Source organism: Nocardia sp. NPDC050710, assembly GCF_040654375.1.
Classification (GTDB): Bacteria; Actinomycetota; Actinomycetes; order Mycobacteriales; family Mycobacteriaceae; genus Nocardia.
This window is the reverse complement of record NZ_JBFAHV010000010.1, coordinates 194,885-213,183: the sequence shown is the minus strand read 5'-3', so window position 1 is coordinate 213,183 and position 18,299 is coordinate 194,885. Positions and strand designations below refer to the sequence as shown.

At 67.8% G+C, this 18,299-nt stretch carries 17 protein-coding genes and 1 pseudogene; 11 read left to right on the top strand and 7 right to left on the bottom strand.

The genetic code is table 11. The features are described from left to right. The 5 genes from AB0H61_RS19850 to AB0H61_RS19830 all read left to right on the top strand — a co-directional run. Positions 1-1,969 (top strand): hypothetical protein (locus AB0H61_RS19850; RefSeq protein WP_357306382.1); only part of this gene is annotated, 1,969 nt, incomplete at its 5' end. Positions 1,970-1,986: 17 nt separating this feature from the next. Then, positions 1,987-3,855, top strand: a complete 1,869-nt coding sequence (locus tag AB0H61_RS19845) for a dynamin family protein (RefSeq protein ID WP_357306380.1) — start codon at positions 1,987-1,989, stop codon at positions 3,853-3,855. 47 nt (positions 3,856-3,902) lie between these two features. Continuing rightward, on the top strand, positions 3,903-5,396 hold the full coding sequence (locus AB0H61_RS19840) for a dynamin family protein (protein WP_357306518.1): 1,494 nt from the start codon (positions 3,903-3,905) through the stop codon (positions 5,394-5,396). A gap of 212 nt (positions 5,397-5,608) precedes the next feature. Beyond that, complete coding sequence (locus AB0H61_RS19835; protein ID WP_357306377.1) at positions 5,609-6,037, top strand: hypothetical protein; 429 nt, start codon at positions 5,609-5,611, stop codon at positions 6,035-6,037. Positions 6,038-6,210: 173 nt separating this feature from the next. Further along, positions 6,211-6,852 carry an endonuclease gene (locus AB0H61_RS19830; protein ID WP_357306374.1) on the top strand — a complete coding sequence of 214 codons (642 nt, stop codon included), beginning with the start codon at positions 6,211-6,213 and terminating at the stop codon, positions 6,850-6,852. A 17-nt stretch (positions 6,853-6,869) separates the two neighbouring features. Here the strand turns inward: AB0H61_RS19830 and AB0H61_RS19825 are convergent, their stop codons facing one another. The 5 genes and pseudogenes from AB0H61_RS19825 to AB0H61_RS19805 all read right to left on the bottom strand — a co-directional run bounded on the left by AB0H61_RS19825 (position 6,870) and on the right by AB0H61_RS19805 (position 9,205). Next, a complete protein-coding gene (locus tag AB0H61_RS19825; protein WP_357306515.1) occupies positions 6,870-7,151 on the bottom strand; it encodes an XRE family transcriptional regulator in 282 nt (93 codons plus the stop codon). A gap of 21 nt (positions 7,152-7,172) precedes the next feature. Continuing rightward, positions 7,173-7,352, bottom strand: a pseudogene (locus AB0H61_RS19820) (type II toxin-antitoxin system RelE/ParE family toxin); the annotation flags it as partial. 77 nt (positions 7,353-7,429) lie between these two features. Next, positions 7,430-8,590, bottom strand: coding sequence for a zinc-binding dehydrogenase (locus tag AB0H61_RS19815; RefSeq protein WP_357306371.1), 1,161 nt, complete (start codon positions 8,588-8,590; stop codon positions 7,430-7,432). A gap of 127 nt (positions 8,591-8,717) precedes the next feature. Continuing rightward, on the bottom strand, positions 8,718-9,017 hold the full coding sequence (locus AB0H61_RS19810; RefSeq protein ID WP_357306369.1) for a hypothetical protein: 300 nt from the start codon (positions 9,015-9,017) through the stop codon (positions 8,718-8,720). Next, the gene (locus AB0H61_RS19805; protein ID WP_357306366.1) at positions 9,017-9,205 is read right to left on the bottom strand and encodes a hypothetical protein; all 189 of its coding nucleotides are present in this window, start codon (positions 9,203-9,205) and stop codon (positions 9,017-9,019) included. Before AB0H61_RS19805 ends, AB0H61_RS19810 begins: the two co-directional genes overlap by 1 nt. 113 nt (positions 9,206-9,318) lie before the next feature. Here AB0H61_RS19805 and AB0H61_RS19800 point away from each other — a divergent pair, with 113 nt between their 5' ends. The 6 genes from AB0H61_RS19800 (at position 9,319) to AB0H61_RS19775 (ending at position 16,149) form a co-directional block, all read left to right on the top strand. Then, entirely contained in the window at positions 9,319-9,798 is a 480-nt protein-coding gene (locus AB0H61_RS19800; RefSeq protein WP_357306363.1) for a MarR family transcriptional regulator, read from the top strand. A gap of 433 nt (positions 9,799-10,231) precedes the next feature. After that, positions 10,232-12,079: a molecular chaperone DnaK gene (gene dnaK / locus AB0H61_RS19795; RefSeq protein WP_357306360.1), complete on the top strand. Its 1,848-nt coding sequence runs from the start codon at positions 10,232-10,234 to the stop codon at positions 12,077-12,079. Then, entirely contained in the window at positions 12,076-12,723 is a 648-nt protein-coding gene (gene grpE / locus AB0H61_RS19790) for a nucleotide exchange factor GrpE (protein WP_357306357.1), read from the top strand. The genes dnaK and grpE overlap by 4 nt, the downstream gene beginning before the upstream one ends. Before the next feature lie 48 nt (positions 12,724-12,771). After that, positions 12,772-13,929 (top strand): molecular chaperone DnaJ, encoded by a 1,158-nt coding sequence (dnaJ, locus tag AB0H61_RS19785; protein ID WP_357306354.1) that lies wholly within the window; start codon positions 12,772-12,774, stop codon positions 13,927-13,929. Next, entirely contained in the window at positions 13,929-14,330 is a 402-nt protein-coding gene (locus AB0H61_RS19780) for a helix-turn-helix transcriptional regulator (protein WP_357306351.1), read from the top strand. Before dnaJ ends, AB0H61_RS19780 begins: the two co-directional genes overlap by 1 nt. Before the next feature lie 649 nt (positions 14,331-14,979). Beyond that, positions 14,980-16,149, top strand: a complete 1,170-nt coding sequence (locus AB0H61_RS19775) for an FAD-binding oxidoreductase (RefSeq protein ID WP_357306348.1) — start codon at positions 14,980-14,982, stop codon at positions 16,147-16,149. Positions 16,150-16,238: 89 nt separating this feature from the next. On the opposite strand, the gene AB0H61_RS19770 is transcribed toward AB0H61_RS19775, so the two are convergent. Continuing rightward, complete coding sequence (locus tag AB0H61_RS19770) at positions 16,239-17,078, bottom strand: FAD-binding oxidoreductase (protein ID WP_357306513.1); 840 nt, start codon at positions 17,076-17,078, stop codon at positions 16,239-16,241. 24 nt (positions 17,079-17,102) lie between these two features. Continuing rightward, positions 17,103-18,260 carry an FAD-binding oxidoreductase gene (locus AB0H61_RS19765; protein ID WP_357306345.1) on the bottom strand — a complete coding sequence of 386 codons (1,158 nt, stop codon included), beginning with the start codon at positions 18,258-18,260 and terminating at the stop codon, positions 17,103-17,105. Between the last annotated feature and the right edge of the window lie 39 nt (positions 18,261-18,299).

Below are 18,299 nucleotides of genomic sequence, written 5' to 3'. Positions count from 1 at the left end.
CGCGGTGGATGCGGCGGCTGGTGTGGGCGCGGGCTTGTCCGGTGCGGTCGGTGGTGCCGTGGATGCGTCGACCGGCTTGGAGTCGAGCCTGTCGACCGGTGTGGGTGCGGCTGCTGACTTCGGTGGTGCGGTGTCGTCGGGTGTTGGCGGTGTGGTTGACGCGGGTGTTGGTGGCGCGGTGGATGCGGCGGCTGGTGTGGGCGCGGGCTTGTCCGGTGCGGTCGGTGGTGCCGTGGATGCGTCGACCGGCTTGGAGTCGAGCCTGTCGACGGGTGTCGGTGCGGCCGCTGATCTCGGTGGTGCGGTGTCGTCCGGTGTGAGCGGTGCGGTTGACGCTGGCGTGGGTGCTGCGGCGGGTCTGGAGACGGGTTTGGGTGGGGTCGCCGGGTTCGGTGGTGAGGTTGCGACGGGCTTGTCCGGTGCGGTTGGTGGCGCTGTGGATGCGTCGACCGGGTTGGAGTCGGGTTTGTCGACGGGTGTGGGTGCGGCTGCTGACCTTGGTGGTGTGGTGTCGTCCGGTGTGAGCGGTGCGGTTGACGCTGGCGTGGGTGCTGCGGCGGGTCTGGAGACGGGTTTGGGTGGGGCTGCCGGGTTCGGTGGTGAGGTTGCGACGGGCTTGTCCGGTGCGGTCGGCGGCGTGGTCGACGCGTCGACGGGATTCGAGTCGGGTCTGGGTGCGGCCGGTGATCTCGGTGGTGCGGTGTCGTCCGGTGTGAGCGGGGCGGTCGAAGCCGGTGCCGGTGTGCAGGGCTCTGTTGCGGGTGGCGCGCAGGCCGCCACCGGTGTGGGGACGGATCTGGCCGCGGGTGTGGGCGGTGCGCTCGACGCGGGTGCTGGAGCCGCAGCGGGTCTCGAGACGGGTCTCGGTGGGGCCGTCGATCTCGGTGGTGAGGTCGCGACGGGTCTCGAGGCGGGCTTGTCCGGCGGTCTCCAGGGTGGTGCCGGTGGTGCGGGGCAGGTCGGTAGCGGCTTGTCGGCCGGTGTCGGTGGCGCGGTCGGTGCGGGGACGCAGGCTGCCGCGGGGCTGGAATCGAGCTTCGCGACCGGAGTGGGTGCGGCGCTCGGCGGCGGCGCCGACCTCGGTGGTGGCCTGTCGACCGGGTTGGAGGGCGCGGTCGGTGGTTTCGGGCAGGTCGGTACCGGTTTGGAGACCGGGCTTTCCGGTGGACTCGATGCCGCGGCCGGACTCGGCGGTGGTCTCTCGGCCGGTGCGGGTGGCGCGGTCGACGGTGCGGGGCAGGTCGGCGCGGGTCTGGAGACCGGGCTCTCGGGCGGGGTGAACGGCGCTGTCGGCGCGGCGGGACAGTTCGGTACCGGTGTCGAGGCCGGGCTCGGCGCGGCGGCCGATGCCGCGGCCGGGCTGAACGGCGGTCTGTCGGCCGGGCTGGATGCCGGTGGTCACGCCGTGACCGGTCTGGAGACGGGCCTGTCGTCCGGTCTGGGTGCGGCGGCGGATGCCGGCGGTGGGCTGTCGACGGGTCTGGAGACGGGGCTGTCGTCCGGGCTGGGTGCGGCCGCGAATGCCGGTGCCGGATTCGGCGGTGGCGTCTCTTCCGGTTTGGAGACCGGTCTGGAAGCGGGCGCTGGGCTCGGCGGTGGCATTTCTTCCGGTCTGGAGACCGGACTCGGCGCGGGTGCGGAGCTGGGCGGTGGGCTGTCGTTCGGTGTCGGCGGCACGGTGGATGCCGGTGCGGGGCTGGGCGGTTCGGTCGGCGGCGCGGCGCAGGGTTCGCTCGGCGCCGGCGCGCACGGCGCGAGCGAGCTGGGCGGTACTGTCGGGTCGACGGCGTCCGGTGCGATCTCCTCGACCGCGAACACCTGGTCGTCGCTGGACGTTTCGAGCGCCTTCGGATCCGGTCTGGAGGGCTCGGCCGGTGGTGACGCCGGACTGTTCGGCGACACCCACGCGGGCGCCGATGTCGGCGGCTCCGCCGGGGCCGATCTGACCGGCGACGCGTTCCTGCACTGAAAGAGGTCGATACGGCGATGGGGACACCCGCTACCACTCCCGCTGCACCCGCGGTACCGATGTTGTCGGTCCTGGGTGAAACCATCGCCGCGGCGCGGGCCGCCGGACGTAACGATCTGGTCGGCCGCCTGGAAGCGGCGGCCGACCGGGTCCGCGATCCACGGCGTCGCATCGTGATTGCCGGACAACTGGACCAGGGCAAGAGCCGTTTCATCAACGCACTGCTCAATGTCGATATCTGCCCGGTGGGCGATGACATGACCACCACGGTGCCGATGCTGCTCGTCCCCGGTCCGGAGCCGCGGGCGGAGCTGGTGCTCGCGGGCCTGCAACAGGGTGCACCGGAAACGCGGGTTCCGGTGCCGGTCGACGAGATCGGTTCTGTCACCGTGCGTTCCCCGTTGGCGGAGGGCCGCCGGGTGTTGCGGCTCGAGGTACAACTGCCGAATCCGCTGCTGGCCGACGGTATCGTGCTGGTGGATACCCCCGGTGTCGGCGGACATGGAAGTTCCGGCGCGGCAAGTGTGCTCGGCATGGTGCAGGCCGCGGACGCGGTGCTGGTGCTCTCCGACGCGTCCACCGAACTCACCGAACCGGAGCTCGCCTTCCTGCGTCAGGTGCGCGAACTGTGTCCCACCGTCGCGCTGATGCTCACCAAAACCGATCTCTACCCGCATTGGCGCCGGGTGCACGAGGCCGATGTGCAGCACCTGGGCCGGGCCCGGCTCGAGGTGCCGATCATTCCGGTTTCGGCGGTGCTGCGCACACACGCGCTGCGCCTACAGGATCAGCAACTCGGTCTCGAATCGGGCTTCGGAGTTCTGTATCAATTCCTGCGCGATCAGGTGGTGGCGCGTGACCAGGCCGCCACCCGTCGCGCCGTCTCACGTGACATCCATTCCGCCGCAGAGCATCTGGCGCTCGCCCTGGGCAGCGAGCTGGTGGCCTTGCGCGACCCGGAGCAGGGTGCGGCGGCGATCCGGGAATTGCAGGTCGCGCGTACCTCGGCCGAGGAATTGCACCGTCGCACCGCCGCCTGGCAGCAGACGCTCGCGGACGGAATCACGGATCTGGCAGGCGATGTCGACCACGATCTGCGGGATCGGTTGCGCGGCATCGCTCGTACCGGGGAAGAATGGATCGACGAGAACGACCCGGGTAAGAATTGGGACAGTACCGCCGAATGGCTCACCAGCACAGTCGATTCCGCGATCGGCGACAATCTGTTGTGGACGCATAAGCGGGCCGTCCTGCTCGCCGAGCGGGTCGCCGAACACTTCACCGATATCGGCGCGGTCGAATTGCCCGACGTGCGAACCGGACTCGATGCCGAAGAGAGCTGGGCTGGTTCGGGCACTCTCGGCGATCTGGAGCCGGATATCGGTTTCGGCAGCAAGCTGCTCGTCGGCATGCGTGGCTCCTACGGCGGCGTGCTCATGGTCGGTCTGGCCAGTACCCTCGCCGGACTGGCGATGCTCAATCCGATCTCCATCGGTGCGGGAGTCATTGTGGGCGGCAAGGCCTTCCGTGATGACAAGCAGGCCAGGCTGGCGCGCAGGCGCAATGAGGCCAAGGCGGCGGTGCGCCGCTTCGTCGACGATGTCGCGTTCCAGACGGCCAAGGATTCCAAGGATCGTCTGCATCGCATCCACCGCGCGCTGCGCGATCACTACAGCGGTGTCGCCGAGCGGAGCCTGCGTTCCATCGATGATTCGCTGCGGGCCGCGCAGGAGGCGGCCACCATGGAGTCGGCGCGGCGCACCGAACGTTGTCAGGTTCTGGAACGTCAGCTGCGGGTCGTCGCCGAGCTGCGCCGTTACGCCGATGCCATGCAACCCGCGCTCGCCGCACCGGCAGAAAGTTCCGCCGGTACGGTAACCCCGTGACTAGCGAGACCAGGATTGCGCCCGGGATCGTCGCGGAGGCGCATCGGCTGGTCGGCGCCGCGCGACAGGAGTTCGTGCGGGAGCCGCGGCCGCGGGCGCTACTGGCCGACTGTGCCAGGCGCCTCGATCAGCCATTGCGGGTGGCGTTGGCGGGTTCCCTCAAGGCGGGTAAATCGACCCTGCTGAATTCCTTGGTCGGGCAGGACATCGCGCCGACGGACGCCACCGAATGCACCCGGGTGGTCACCTGGTATCGCAACGGTTCGACCCCGAGTGTGACGGCGTACGCCCCGGACGGCGCGACCGCGAATGTGGTGGTGCGCAGGGGCGGCGGGACGCATGGTCTCACCTTCGATCTGGAGCGCCTGAACTGGAACGCGCCCGGTCCGCGTCCGGTGGATCACCTGGAGGTCGAGTGGCCCGCGGCCGCTCTGGCGCACACCACGATCATCGACACCCCGGGCACGTCGTCGCTCTCGCGTGAAGTGTCGTTGCGTACCTCTCGCCTGCTCACCCCCGGTGCGGAGGATGAGCAGACCGGTCGGGACGACGGTTTGTCGCTGCCGGGCGCCGATGCCGTGGTGTACCTGTTGCGCAGACTGGACGCCACCGATATCCGGTTCCTGGAGCGGATCGGCGCGCGGGCCGGCGCCGGGCAGGGTGGTCCGCTCGGTGTGGTCGGCGTCGTTTCCAGGGCCGACGAGATCGGCGCGGGCCGCATCGACGCGCTGCATTCGGCCCGGGATGTGGCCGTGCGTTTCGCCGGGGAGTTGGAGCGAACCGGGCTGTGCCAGGCCGTGATCCCGGTCGCGGGGCTGCTCGCCTTCGCCGCCGCGACGCTGCGCCAGCAGGAGTTCGCGGCCTTCCAGGCGCTGGCCGGGGTTCCGGTCGACGATCTATCGGCCGCCATGCTGTCCGCGGACCGTTTCGCCCGCCCCGATATCGCACTCCCGGTGCCGCCGGAGTTGCGTGCCCAGCTGGCCGAACGGTTCGGCATGTTCGGGATTCGCATGGCGGTCACCCTGATTCGGCTCGGCGTGCGTGATTCTGCCACCTTGGCCGCCGAATTGACCGGTCGCAGTGGCGTCGACGAGCTGCGTTCGGTGCTCGATGTGCAATTCGGCCAGCGTGCCGACCAGCTCAAGGCGCATTCGGCGTTGACGGCGTTGGCCCGGGTGCTTACCGCCTATCCGGGCACCCGGGCCGACCGCCTATTGCCCGTGGTCCGCACCCTGCTCGCCGATGTGCACGGCTTCGCCGAATTGCGACTGCTCGGCCGCCTGCGGACCGACGAATTGACGCTGCCCCCGGCCGATCTGGCCGAATTGCATCGGCTGATCGGCGGCTCCGGCATCGCCCCGCATCTGCGTCTCGGCCTGCCGATCGACGCCTCCCCGGCCGCGCAACGCGCGCAGGCCGTCGCGGCCGTCCGCAAATGGCGTGACCGTGCCCGCCACCCGCTGGCCGACCAGTTCACCCGCTCCGCCTGCCTCACCGCGGCCCGCAGCGCCGAGGGGACCCTGAGCCTGCTGTCCGCCTGAGCGTTTCGGACCGCGCCCAGCGCGTGCCTATTGGGGATGCCACGGCAGGGTCGCTCTCGAGGAGTAGCGAATTCCCCGCCGACGGGTGTGGGCGCGACCCGGGCTCCGGCTGTGGTGCGCATCACATGCGGGTCGCGAGGCGTTCTGTCACAGCGTGGCGAATTCCGGTGTCGAAACAGGGTGAAAGCATCAACCGGAAAGGAACGATCACCATGGCCACCATCACCCTCAACCCGCAGGTCCTCGGCCAGGCCGAGAACGCGCACCGCGCCATGCTCGACCAGATTCTGCGCGGGCCCGGCATGACGTACCACCAGTGGGTCGCCCTCACCCTGGCCGCCAACGCGGGTCCCGAGATTCCCGTCGAGCAACTGTCGGCCCGGCTCGCCGGGGCGCTGAAGACCGATATCGACACGGCCACGGCCGCGCTGGCTGATCTGGCCGCCGCCGATTTGATCACCGACGGCACCGGGGTCGTCCGGCTCACCGACCTCGGGCACACCCGCTTCGGTAGCGTGCGCGCCGATATCGAGCGCGCGATGAAGCAGGCATACGACAACATCGCCGCCGCCGACCTGGCTACCGCAGGCCGGGTGCTCGCCCAGGTCACCGCCCAGCTCGAGCAGATTCTGGCCGCCTGAATCGCATCGGCCTCGTGGGGGACCACCCATGTCCCCCACCCGTGCCGGGTCGAGGTCAGGTGCGATCGGCTCCGGATATACAAGCCGGATCCGCCGTCCTCGCAACCGGGTGCGGACCCGTGTGAACCGCGTGCGGTGGGGTACGCCTCCGGTATAGAGCAGGGGAGGTCGTGATGACTGAGCAAGATCTGGTGCGAGCACTACTGGAGCAGGCCGGGACCACCTATGCCGAGGAAGCCGACATCGCGCTCGCGGATAAGCCCGCACCGCTGTTCCAACTCCTGATGCTCGCCGAACTGCTGAGTACCAGGATCTCCGCCGGGATCGCGGTGGCGGCCGCCCGGGACCTGGTCGGCACCGGCTACCGAACACCGCGGCGGGTCGCCGACGCCGAATGGCAGGAACTCGTCGACGTGCTGGACCGCGCCCACTACGTGCGCTACGACGAGAGCGCCGCCTCCCGTCTCGGCGCCAACGCCGCCCTGGTCCTCGATCGCTACGGCGGCGATCTCCGCAAAATATCCGGCGAAGCCGACCACGACCCCCACCGCGCCGCCCAGCTCCTGCAACAGTTCCAGGGCATCGGCCCCACCGGCAGCGCCATCTTCCTTCGCGAAGTACAAGACGTGTGGCCCTGGATCCGACCCTATTTCGACGAACGAGCCCGTCGTGGCGCCACCGAGGTCGGTCTCCCCGACACCCCCGAAGCCCTGGCGGACCTTGCTCCGCGAAACCACACCGCCACCCTGGCCGCCGCCCTGGTGCGGGTCACTCTCGACAAGGACCTCGCCGCTCGAATCGCCGCCACCGACTGATCCGGTCCGCCCGCACGTCACGCGGCCGGGCGCACCGTAATCTCCACATGCATGCCCGCCGCGGTGATCATGTTGACGAGCGCATCCAGGCTGAACAGATGGACCTTGCCCCGCATGAGGTCCGAAACCCGCGGTTGGGTTACCCCGAGTCGCTCGGCGGCGTCGGTCTGCGTCCAACCTTGTGAGCTGATCCGTTCGGTGAGCACGATCATCAGCCGTGACCGCAGCCGCATGTTCTCGGCTTCCTGTGGGGTGTCCTCGATCGCATCCCACACGCTGTCGAACGTTCCGTCCGCCATCAGCGCACTCCTTCCTCGAGCGGTGTGGTCACGCACCCTTATCTCGCGGACGCCGAGCCCTATCGCGGGCATGGGTTTCCAGTTCACGGGATCGAGGCCACGTTGAACCCGATCTAGTTGGTAGCCGCACTCCCTGCGCGCATCCAGTGGGAATTCGCGCAGGTCGTCCAGCGCGGTCGCGACGAACTTGATCGGCTTCACAAGCGGGGACTATATAAAATTCTGTATACGAGGCTACCTCATTCGGAGGATTCCGCGAAGCGAGTTGCCGGGCGAGGTCAGGGGGTGATGGCGGGGCTGGTGGGATCGATGAGGATCTTGGCGTGTTGTTCGGGGCTGCCGAGTGCGGTGAAGGCGTTCTCGATGCCGTCGAGGCCCACGGTGCCGGTGATCAAGGGGGCCGGATTCACCTTTCCGTCGGCGAGGAGGTGGAGGGCGTCGCGGAATTCTCCGGGGTCGTAGCCGAGGGCGAAGCGGAGTTCTAATTCCTTGTTGATGGCCATGGCCGGGTGGAAGCGGTCCGGTTCCATGCAGACGCCGACGACCACGATCCGGGACCGCGGGGGTGCGGCGGTGAGGATTTGGTCGATGATGCCGGGGACGCCGACGCATTCGAAGATGACGGGGCCCGCTGGGCCCGCGCCGAGGGTGTGCGCGAGGCGGAATACATACCACCAGGGCAGGTTCGGGACCCGCCGCAGCCGCTCCATGGTGTCGAAGCCCAGGCTCAGGATGTCGGTGACGCCGTTGATTCGGCCGCGTTTCGGCGCCGCGTCCCACGGGGATTCGGCGGCGGGGTCGACAACGATATCGGCGCCGCAGGTGGTCGCGAGCTCCCGGCGGCGGGGCGAGAAGTCACTGGCCACCACGGTCCGCACGCCCGCGGCCTTCAGCATGCTGATCACCGCGAGTCCGATCGGCCCGCAGCCGATGACGAAGGCGATTTGTCCCTTGCCGACTCGGCCCATGCGCACCGCATGCCAGGCCACCGCCATGGGTTCGGTGAGGGCGGCGTGCTCGGCCGACAGCCCGTTCGGTACCGGCATGGTCATCGATTCCTGCACGACCACCTGCTCCGCGTAGGCGCCGGGCGCGGCCGTCGACAGGCCGGTCAGGTTCGGTTGCCCGTCGTGCCGCACGATCGGCAACGCCACCACGGGGGTACCGGTCCGCCACCGCTTGCGGCAGCCAGGCCCGTAATCGACTATCTCGCCGCTGAATTCGTGCCCGAGCACCACACTCTGATCGGAGCGCATGAACCGGTCGTACCCGGTCGCGGCGGCCAATTCCGCCATCTCGTCGGCGTGCGTGCGGGCGTGCAGATCGGAACCGCAGATCCCGCACCGCGAGACGTTGATAAGGACCTGTCCCGGGCCGGGTGTCGGTGTCGGCAGATCCTCGATCCTGAACTCGGTATTCGTGACGACGGCAGCCCGCATGGCGACCTCCTCGAATCGACGGCGCATCGCTCACGCTACTACTGCGCCGAGCGGAGGCGGACTGTCGAATGACCGACGAGACCAGGCGGTCCGGGCCGGAGTCGACGACCGGCCCCGGCCCGCTATTTCACGCCCGCTCGCGCAATACCGGGAGCACGACCTCCCGGAGGTAGGTATCGATATCGCGCCCGTTGCGCCGAGCCTCGAGCACGGTGACCCCGTGCCGCGCGGCACTCGCCTTCAGTGGAATGCGCGAATTACGCTCCACCCCACCGCCGATCAGCAGCGTGCCGAACCGCTCGGTGTCCAGCGCCGCGAGCGCCTCGTGGTCGGTGGTGACGCCGCGGGCGGTGAACCCGAGCGCGTGGAGCCGGGTAGCGGCGGTATCCACCGCGCCTTTGCTGCGGCCGATGATCAGTACGTCCATCACACCCTCGCTAATTCCGGGTCGAGCTCGTCGACGTCGATTTCGTGTGGTTCCAACTTGGCATCGCGCGGCAGCGTGAGGAAGCCCAGACACATCAGCGTCAGCAGCCCGATGCCGTACCAGAGGGCGATCCAGCGGCGCGGATCCTGCGGCGGGGCGTCGGGGAGGGTTCGAAGGTCGGGTTCCACGGCGGTCTCTCTTCGATTGGGTGGGACGTGCGACTCTTCAAACTATGCACCCGAAGTGATTATCAATCAAGATGGCAATCCCGATAGGTGCGTTAATGCGATACGATCGGTGGGTGACCGACGATCCGCTGTTCCCGCCGCTCTCCGAGCGTGCCGCCTTCCTGCTCGGTCAGCTCGGCTTCTACGCCGGTGATCGATTCAGCGACCTGCTCGCACCGCTCGGCATCAGTCCCCGGCACTTCGGCATGCTGCGGCTGCTGCGCGAGAACGACGGTCAGTCGCAGCAGCAGTTGTGCGAGACGCTCGGCATCCACCGCAATGTGATGGTCGGCTTGGTGGACGAATTGGAGAAGCGCCGCCTGGTCGAGCGGCGCAAGCACCCGACCGACCGCCGGGCGCACGCGGTGTATCTACTGCCCGCCGCGCAGGACCTGCTGGTCCGGGCGCAACATGAAGTGCAGGCGCTGGAGGCCGAACTATTCGCGACCTTCGACGCCGAGGAGCGGGCCACGCTGCTCGGACTGCTGCAACGGCTGGCCGTGGCCAATGGGTTGAGACAGGGCATTCACCCCGGTCTCACCGCCGAGCGATAGCGCCGCGCGGTAGCTGACCCATCTCCGCCGACTGCCGTCCCCGAGGGCTGAACTACCGCGGCACGCCGGGATTGCTCCCTTTCCGCCGGGGGCTGTGCCCGCCGAGCGTTGACTGCACCACGGCCGATCCCGGTCGAAGTGGCGAGAATCACGAATGCCGACATTCGGGTCGGCCAGGGAATGAATCGCGCCGGTCGCCAGTTGTGCTGTTCGACATCATTGAGTGTGTCAGGCTCAAGTTTGAGTTGACGCCCGACCCGAATCGGGTGCAGGATTGAGCCGACCACGCTCAGCGTTGCTGGGACCGTGCTCCGTGAGGTGCTCGGGGTGAGGTCTCGCGGCAGCGGCAGTGCCCGATCCGGGATGCTGCGTCGCAGGGCGGCTGTTCGCCCGGCACCGACACATGTATTTACGTCAACTAGGAGGAACCACCATGGCTCGTGCGGTCGGAATCGACCTCGGGACCACGAACTCGGTCGTCGCTGTTCTCGAAGGCGGCGAGCCGGTCGTCGTCGCGAACTCTGAAGGATCGCGCACCACCCCGTCGATCGTCGCGTTCGCCAAGAACGGAGAGGTTCTGACGGGCCAGCCCGCCAAGAACCAGGCGGTCACCAACGTCGACCGCACCATCCGCTCGGTCAAGCGCCACATCGGCACCGACTGGTCCGTGGCCATCGACGACAAGAAGTACACCGCGCAGGAGATCAGCGCGCGCGTGCTGATGAAGCTGAAGCGCGACGCCGAGGCCTACCTGGGCGAGGAGATCACCGACGCGGTCATCACCGTGCCCGCGTACTTCGAGGACTCGCAGCGCCAGGCCACCAAGGAGGCCGGTCAGATCGCCGGTCTGAACGTGCTGCGCATCGTCAACGAGCCCACCGCGGCCGCGCTGGCCTACGGCCTGGACAAGGGCGACAAGGAACAGACCATCCTGGTCTTCGACCTCGGTGGCGGCACCTTCGACGTCTCGCTGCTGGAAATCGGCGAGGGCGTCGTCGAGGTCCGCGCCACCTCCGGCGACAACCACCTCGGTGGTGACGACTGGGACGAGCGCGTCGTGAGCTGGCTGGTCGACAAGTTCAAGGCCAGCGCGGGCATCGACCTGACCAAGGACAAGATGGCCATGCAGCGCCTGCGTGAGGCGTCCGAGAAGGCCAAGATCGAGCTGAGCTCCTCGCAGAGCACCTCGATCAACCTGCCCTACATCACCGTCGACGCCGACAAGAACCCGCTGTTCCTCGACGAGCAGCTGACCCGCGCCGAATTCCAGAAGATCACCTCGGACCTGCTCGACCGCACCCGCGCGCCGTTCCAGTCCGTGATCAAGGACGCGGGCATCAATGTCGCCGATATCGACCACGTCGTGCTCGTCGGCGGTTCGACCCGTATGCCCGCGGTCTCGGACCTGGTCCGCGAACTGACCGGTGGCAAGGAGCCCAACAAGGGCGTGAACCCGGACGAGGTCGTCGCCGTCGGCGCCGCCCTGCAGGCCGGTGTGCTCAAGGGTGAGGTCAAGGACGTCCTGCTGCTCGATGTCACCCCGCTGTCGCTGGGCATCGAGACCAAGGGTGGCGTGATGACCAAGCTCATCGAGCGCAACACCACCATTCCGACCAAGCGCTCGGAAACCTTCACCACCGCCGATGACAACCAGCCGTCGGTGCAGATCCAGGTGTTCCAGGGTGAGCGTGAGATCGCCTCGCACAACAAGCTGCTCGGCTCCTTCGAGCTGACCGGCATCCCGCCGGCCCCGCGCGGCGTGCCGCAGATCGAGGTCACCTTCGACATCGACGCCAACGGCATCGTGCACGTCACCGCGAAGGACAAGGGCACCGGTAAGGAGAACACGATCAAGATCCAGGACGGCTCCGGCCTGTCCAAGGAGGAGATCGACCGGATGGTCAAGGACGCCGAGGCGCACGCCGCCGAGGACAAGGCCCGCCGCGAGGAGGCCGAGACCCGCAACCAGGCCGAGTCGCTGGTGCACCAGACCGAGAAGTTCATCAAGGAGAACGAGGACAAGGTGCCCGCGGACGTGAAGTCCAAGGTCGAGGCGGCCATCGCCGAGGCCAACGAGGCGCTCAAGGGCACCGATATCGCGGCCGTGAAGTCCGCGGTGGAGAAGCTGGCGACCGAGTCGCAGGCACTGGGCCAGGCCATCTACGAGGCATCGGCCGCCGAGCAGGCCGCGTCCGGCAACGGCGCGCCCAGCTCCGCCGACGATGACCAGGTCGTGGATGCCGAGGTCGTGGACGAGCCGGTCGACACGGAGAAGAAGTGAGCGAGCGAACCGACAACTCCGAACAGGAGCCGATCACCTTCGTCGACAACCGGAAGATCGATCCGGAGACCGGCGAGGTCCGGGAAGCGGCGGCAGACGGTGCGGGTGCCCCGGCGGCGCCCGCTGCCGCCGCCCCCGAGCCCGCCGCGTCGGCCGAGGCGACCAACGGTGAGCTCGCCGAGCGCACCGCCGACCTACAGCGGCTGACCGCCGAATACGCCAACTACCGGCGTCGTGTCGATCGCGACCGCAAGGCCGCGATCGACACCGCCAAGGCGGCGGTGGTCACCGAACTGCTCGGCGTGCTCGACGATCTCGACCGGGCCAGGGCGCACGGCGACCTGGAATCCGGGCCGATGAAGTCGGTGGCCGACAAGCTCGCCGACGCGCTGCACAAGCAGGGCCTCGAGGAGTTCGGTGCGGAGGGTGAGCCCTTCGACCCGACCCTGCACGAGGCCGTGCAGCACGAGGGTTCCGGACACGATCCGGTGATCGGCATCGTCATGCGTAAGGGCTATCGGTTCGGCGAGCGGGTGCTTCGGCACGCGCTCGTCGGGGTAACCGATGGCGTGGCCGACCTCGTCGAGGCCGGTCCGACCGAGACAGAGGCATCGGATGCTGATGCCGGCGCGAACAACCAATAAAGCCGCGGCGCGAGCGTCGGGTCCGGAGAAGAGAGGAGGAGATATCCGGTGAGTCAACGGGAGTGGATCGAGAAGGACTTCTATAAGGAGCTGGGTGTCTCCTCCAACGCCTCGCAGGACGAGATCAAGAAGGCGTACCGCAAGCTCGCCCGCGATCTGCATCCGGACGCGAATCCCGGTGACACCAAGGCCGAGGAACGCTTCAAGACCGTCAGCGAGGCGCATGCCGTGCTGTCGGATCCGGCCAAGCGCAAGGAGTACGACGACACCCGCAAGCTGTTCGCGGGTGGCGGTTACGGCCGCGGCGGATTCAATCCCGGTGCGACAGGCGGCTTCTCGCAGGACTTCAATATCGGGGATATCTTCGGCAACGCCAATGCCGGTGACGGTGGCCTCGGTGACCTGCTCGGCGGCCTGTTCAACCGGGGCGGCACGCGTACCGCGAGCCGCCCGCGCCGTGGGGCCGATGTGGAGACCGAGACGACGCTCGGGTTCCGCGAGGCCGCGCAGGGTGTCACGGTTCCGCTGCGGATGACGAGTCCGTCGCCGTGTACGACCTGTCACGGCAGTGGCGCCAAGCCCGGAACCAGTCCGCGGGTCTGCCCGAACTGCAATGGAACCGGCGTCATCAGCCGTAACCAGGGCGCGTTCGGATTCAGTGAACCGTGCGACGACTGCCGGGGCACCGGCTCGATCATCGACGACCCGTGCGTCGACTGCCACGGCAGCGGCATCCAGAATCGGACCCGCACCATCACGGTGCGGATTCCCCCCGGTGTCAGTGACGGGCAACGGATCCGGCTCGCCGGACAGGGTGAGGCCGGGTTGCGCGGTGCGCCCTCGGGTGATCTGTATGTCACCGTGCATGTCAGCCAGGACAAGGTCTTCGGCCGCAACGGCGACGACCTGACCCTGGTGCTGCCGGTCAGCTACTCTGAATTGGTTCTGGGCACAACGGTTTCCGTGCCGACGCTGGAAGGCCGGGTCGGGGTGAAGGTGCCTCCGGGTACCGCCGACGGCCGCATCCTGCGGGTGCGTGGGCGTGGCGTGCCCAAACGCGGCGGCGGCGCCGGTGACTTGCTGGTCACCGTCAAGGTCGCGGTGCCACAGAAGCTGGACGACAATGCCTCCGAGGCGCTGCGGCGCTATGCGGAGGCGGAGAAGACCAGCGGGTTCGATCCTCGTGCGGGATGGGCAGGTGCGTAATGTCCACTGATCCGAAGAAGGCCTCCGGTGGGGCCTCGCGTGCCGAGTTCTTCATGATTTCGGTGGCGGCCCAGCTGGCGGGCATGCACGCGCAGACCCTGCGCACCTATGACCGCCTCGGACTGGTTACGCCGCAACGCACTTCGGGTGGCGGGCGGCGCTACTCGGCCCGGGACGTGGAGCTGCTACGCGAAGTGCAGCGGCTGTCCCAGGACGAGGGCGTCAACCTGGCGGGCATCAAGCGCATCATCGAACTGACCAATCAGGTCGAGGAGTTGCAGCAGCGGGTCGCCGAGATGGCGGCCGAGCTGGAGCGGTTGCGAGCGGGCTACCGGCCCGATTTCGCACCGCCGCAACGCAGTACCGCGCTGGTCGTGTGGAAGCCGCGCAACCAGCGCTGATCTCGGAAGACCGCCGGGCCCCGGGTCCGGCTCACCGCGAGTGGGCCGGAAATCCGGGGCCCGTCGTCGTTCCCGGCGCTTCGAGGAATGACGCGGCATCGTCCCGACACCTTTCGGCAAACCCGTGTGCTCTCCGTTCGGTGCTCGGGCCGAATCGGAAACAATGGGCCCGTGGTGAATTTCCTGGTCGGCCGCTATGGAGATAGCCACTAATAAGCCGGGAGCCGCTACAGCGGGTCGGCTCCGATTCGGTGTCGCGGGCATCGGATCATCCGTCGGATTTGTGGCATGCCCCGCTCGACGGCCGCGGCCGGGTAGTCCGGCCGCGGTAACAAGTTGCAGTGGCCGGGTTGCCAAAGAGTCGCTCTCTGAGCGTGATTCGGACGAATCTTGCAAAACGGATCACACGAATTCAGTGAAGGTTTGACCGAATTTACCGCCAGTTTACGATCTTTCAGTCTGTTTCTTGGGCGTTTTGCACTTGGGATCCTCGTTTCAAGGAAATTACAGGCCTGATGTTCAAACGGAGCGTTCCGTAGCTGGCAAACCTCGCCTACACTCCTTGGCATCGGCTGCTGACGAGTGTCCCGCGGCACCTCACTCGCTGGCACGGTCTGTGTTTCGAGTGCGAAATGGGGTTGTGACACAAATGGATTCGCGGACCGTCGCGTTGATCAGAACCACGTTCAAGGCGGTTGCTGCGGAGGAGGGTGGTCCGGAGAAACTGGCCAGTTCGTTTTATGCGATTTTGTTCACGGACTACCCGCACGCCCGGGATTTCTTTCCCGCGGCGATGGACTCGCAGCGTGATCGGCTCGTCAAAGCTATCGCCTACGCCCTGGACCGGCTCGAGGAGCCGAACAAGTTACTACCTTTCCTCGCCCAACTGGGTCGTGACCATCGCAAGTACGGCGTGCAGCCCGAGCATTACGTCGCGGTCGCGACATCGTTGAAGACGGCCATGCGCCGGTACGCCGGCACCGAGATGTGGACCGACGAGGTCGACCGGGCGTGGGACGACGGTCTGACGATCATCGCCGAGACCATGATCGGCGCGGCCGATAAGGAAACCACCCCGGCGGTCTGGACCGGGACCGTGGTCGAGCGGCGCATGGTGCTGCGCAATCTGGCGGTGGTGCGGCTGCAACTGGACCAGCCGATGGGCTATGCCGCCGGGCAGTACATGAGCGTCCAGGTTCCGTCCCGGCCCCGGATGTGGCGCTACCTATCACCCGCGGTGCCCGCGAATTCCCATGGGGAGATCGAATTCCACATCCGCAGCGTGCTCGGCGGTTGGGTCAGCCCGGCCATCATCGGCCAGACGCAGATCGGGGAGCAGTGGCTGATCGGCTCGCCGCTCGGCGGCCTCGGCGTACCGCGCAACACCAAGCGCAAGATGCTGATGGTCGGCTGCGGCACCGGCATCGCACCGCTGCGCGCGCAGCTCATGCAGATGGCGCAGCGCCGCACCAATCCGAAGGTGCACCTCTTCGTCGGCGGCCACTACCCGTGCGACCTGTACGACCTGGAGACGCTGAGCAGTCTGGCTCTGGCACATAAGTGGCTCACCGTGACCCCGGTGGCGGAGAGCGAGGAAAACCCCTGGTGGTATGTGGATTCCGGGGAGTCCGAGCGGGCCTGGCCGGGCCTGGAGCCGTTGATGACCGGACAGATCGGCAAGGTCGTCGCCAGTTTCGGACCGTGGGCGGACCGCGACGTGCAGATCGTCGGTTCGCCCTCCATGGTGCAAACCACCAAGTTCCGCCTGATGGCAGCGGGTACCCAGACGAAGAATATCCGGCACGACCCGCTCTTCTAGTCTCGTCGTCCGGGCGAAGGCCGGGATCCAGGCGGGTGACGACTATCCGCGAGTCTGCGAATGGATCCCGGCCTTCGCCTGGACGACGATCAGAATCCTTCGACCTGGATGTTTTCGGCCGGCGTACCGGTTTCCAGCAGCCGGTCCACCGTCGCCCTCGTCATTCCCGGCGATCCGCAGACCAGCACCTGGTGCTCGGTGAACGCGCCGTGCGAACCGACCACATCGGCCAGGGTGCCCTGGAGCAGATCGTCCAGCGGGAAGCCGATATCCACGCGGGACTGTTCGTACCATTCGTCCACCCAGTTCGGATCCTCGGTGTTCTCCACCACCGGAACCACGGTGAGCCAGGGCAATTCGCCCGCCAGCAGGTACAGCATGTCGGCCGCGTACAGATCGCGCGGCGAGCGACCGCCGACGAACAGGTAGGTGCGCGGCGGTTCCGGGCGGCGAGCCAGCTCCAGGATCTGCGCCCGCATCGGCGCCAGGCCGGTGCCGCCCGCGATCATCACCACCTCGTCACCCGCCGGATCGATGTAGAAGGTCCCGGCGGGCGCGCTGAGCTGCCATTCGTCACCGGGTTTGGTATCGGCGACCAGCGAACCACTGAGCCAGCCGCCGGGCACCGTGCGGATATGGAACTCCAGTTTGCCGTCGAGCGACGGTGGCAGTGCGGGGGAGAGTCTGCGCCGCACGCCCGGATGCTGCGGCACCCGAACCTCCAGCGATTGCCCCGCGGTGAACGGGACGAACTCGCCGATCAGCCGGATCACCGCGAGATCGGTGCGCAGCCGGTGGTGTCCGACGACGGTCGCGGTCCATTCGGGTGGCACGTCATCGAAGGGTGTGTCCCCGAAGGGCGCGCCGTCGAGTGGCGCGTCTTCGAAGCGCGCGGCGCCATTGCCGAGCGCGCTCGGATCCGTCATCAGGTGTCTCCTGTGTCTTGCGTTCACTCACACCGGGTCGGAGCTGATGATGTGCTCCGGGGTGCCTACCGCGATCAACGCCCGGCGCGTGTCGGCGATCATCCGCGCCGATCCGGCGATCTGGATCTGTCGGTCCGCCCACGCGCCGAAGCTGGCGACCACCGCACCCAGGTTACCGATCAGCCGCCGGTGCATGCCGTACGGCGCATCGGCGGGCGGATGCGGGTACCACCACGGGTTGGTCTTCTGCTCGCAGACGGGGACCACGGTGAGCCACGGATTGCTCTGCGAGAGCTGCCACATGTTCTCCACGTCGTACAGGTCGCACGGGTAGCGGCCGCCGATGAAGAAATGCACCCGCGGATTGATGCCGCGCTGGCCCATCTCGATGAGCTGGGCGCGCAGCGGAGCGATGCCGGTGCCCGCGCCGATCATCAGCACATCGCGGCGGCTCTCGCGATCGACGTGCAGCCCGCCCAGTGGGCCCGCCACCTGCCAGCGATCGCCGACCCTGGTCTCGTTCACGATCGCGGGGCTCACCCAGCCGCCGCGGATCTTGCGGACGTGGAATTCGATCTCACCGTAGGGGTTCGCCGGGATCGCGGGCGAGAGGTAGCGCCACATCTTGGGCCGCTGCGGCACCGTGACCGGCACATACTGACCCGCCTGGTAGGGAATGGGGCCGTCGGATTGCAGCCGGACGATGGCCAGATCCTCCAGCACCCGGCGGTGCCCGACCACCGTCGCCTCCCAGAACGGCTGCGACTTGTCGGAGTTGGCGCCGATGGCCATGGACGCGGAGATCAGGATGGTGATGTCGCCCCAGCCCTCCTCCAGGCCGCGGTGCCAGGCGTTGCCGTTGAAGGCACGGAACGCGGCGAGCAGGGCTCGGCCCGCCGCGTCGTAATGCGAGGCCGCAACCCCGTACTTGCGGTGGTCGCGGGCCAGTTGTTCGAGGAACTTCTGCGCCCGCCCCCAGTCCTCCAGATGGTCGAGAACGTACTGAATCGCGGTCACCAAACGCTTGGCCTGCATATCCATCGCGGGCGGGAAGAGCTCGCGCAACTGTGGGTTTTCCGCGAACAGGTGACCGTAGAACGCGCTGATCAACCGCTCGGACCCGCCCGGTGATTCGATCACCGAACGGAAATTGGCGCGGACCAGCGCTGCCGAACGCGCATCCACGTCGTGGAGCTTCCTTTCCCTCTGCGTAACTCAGGGACA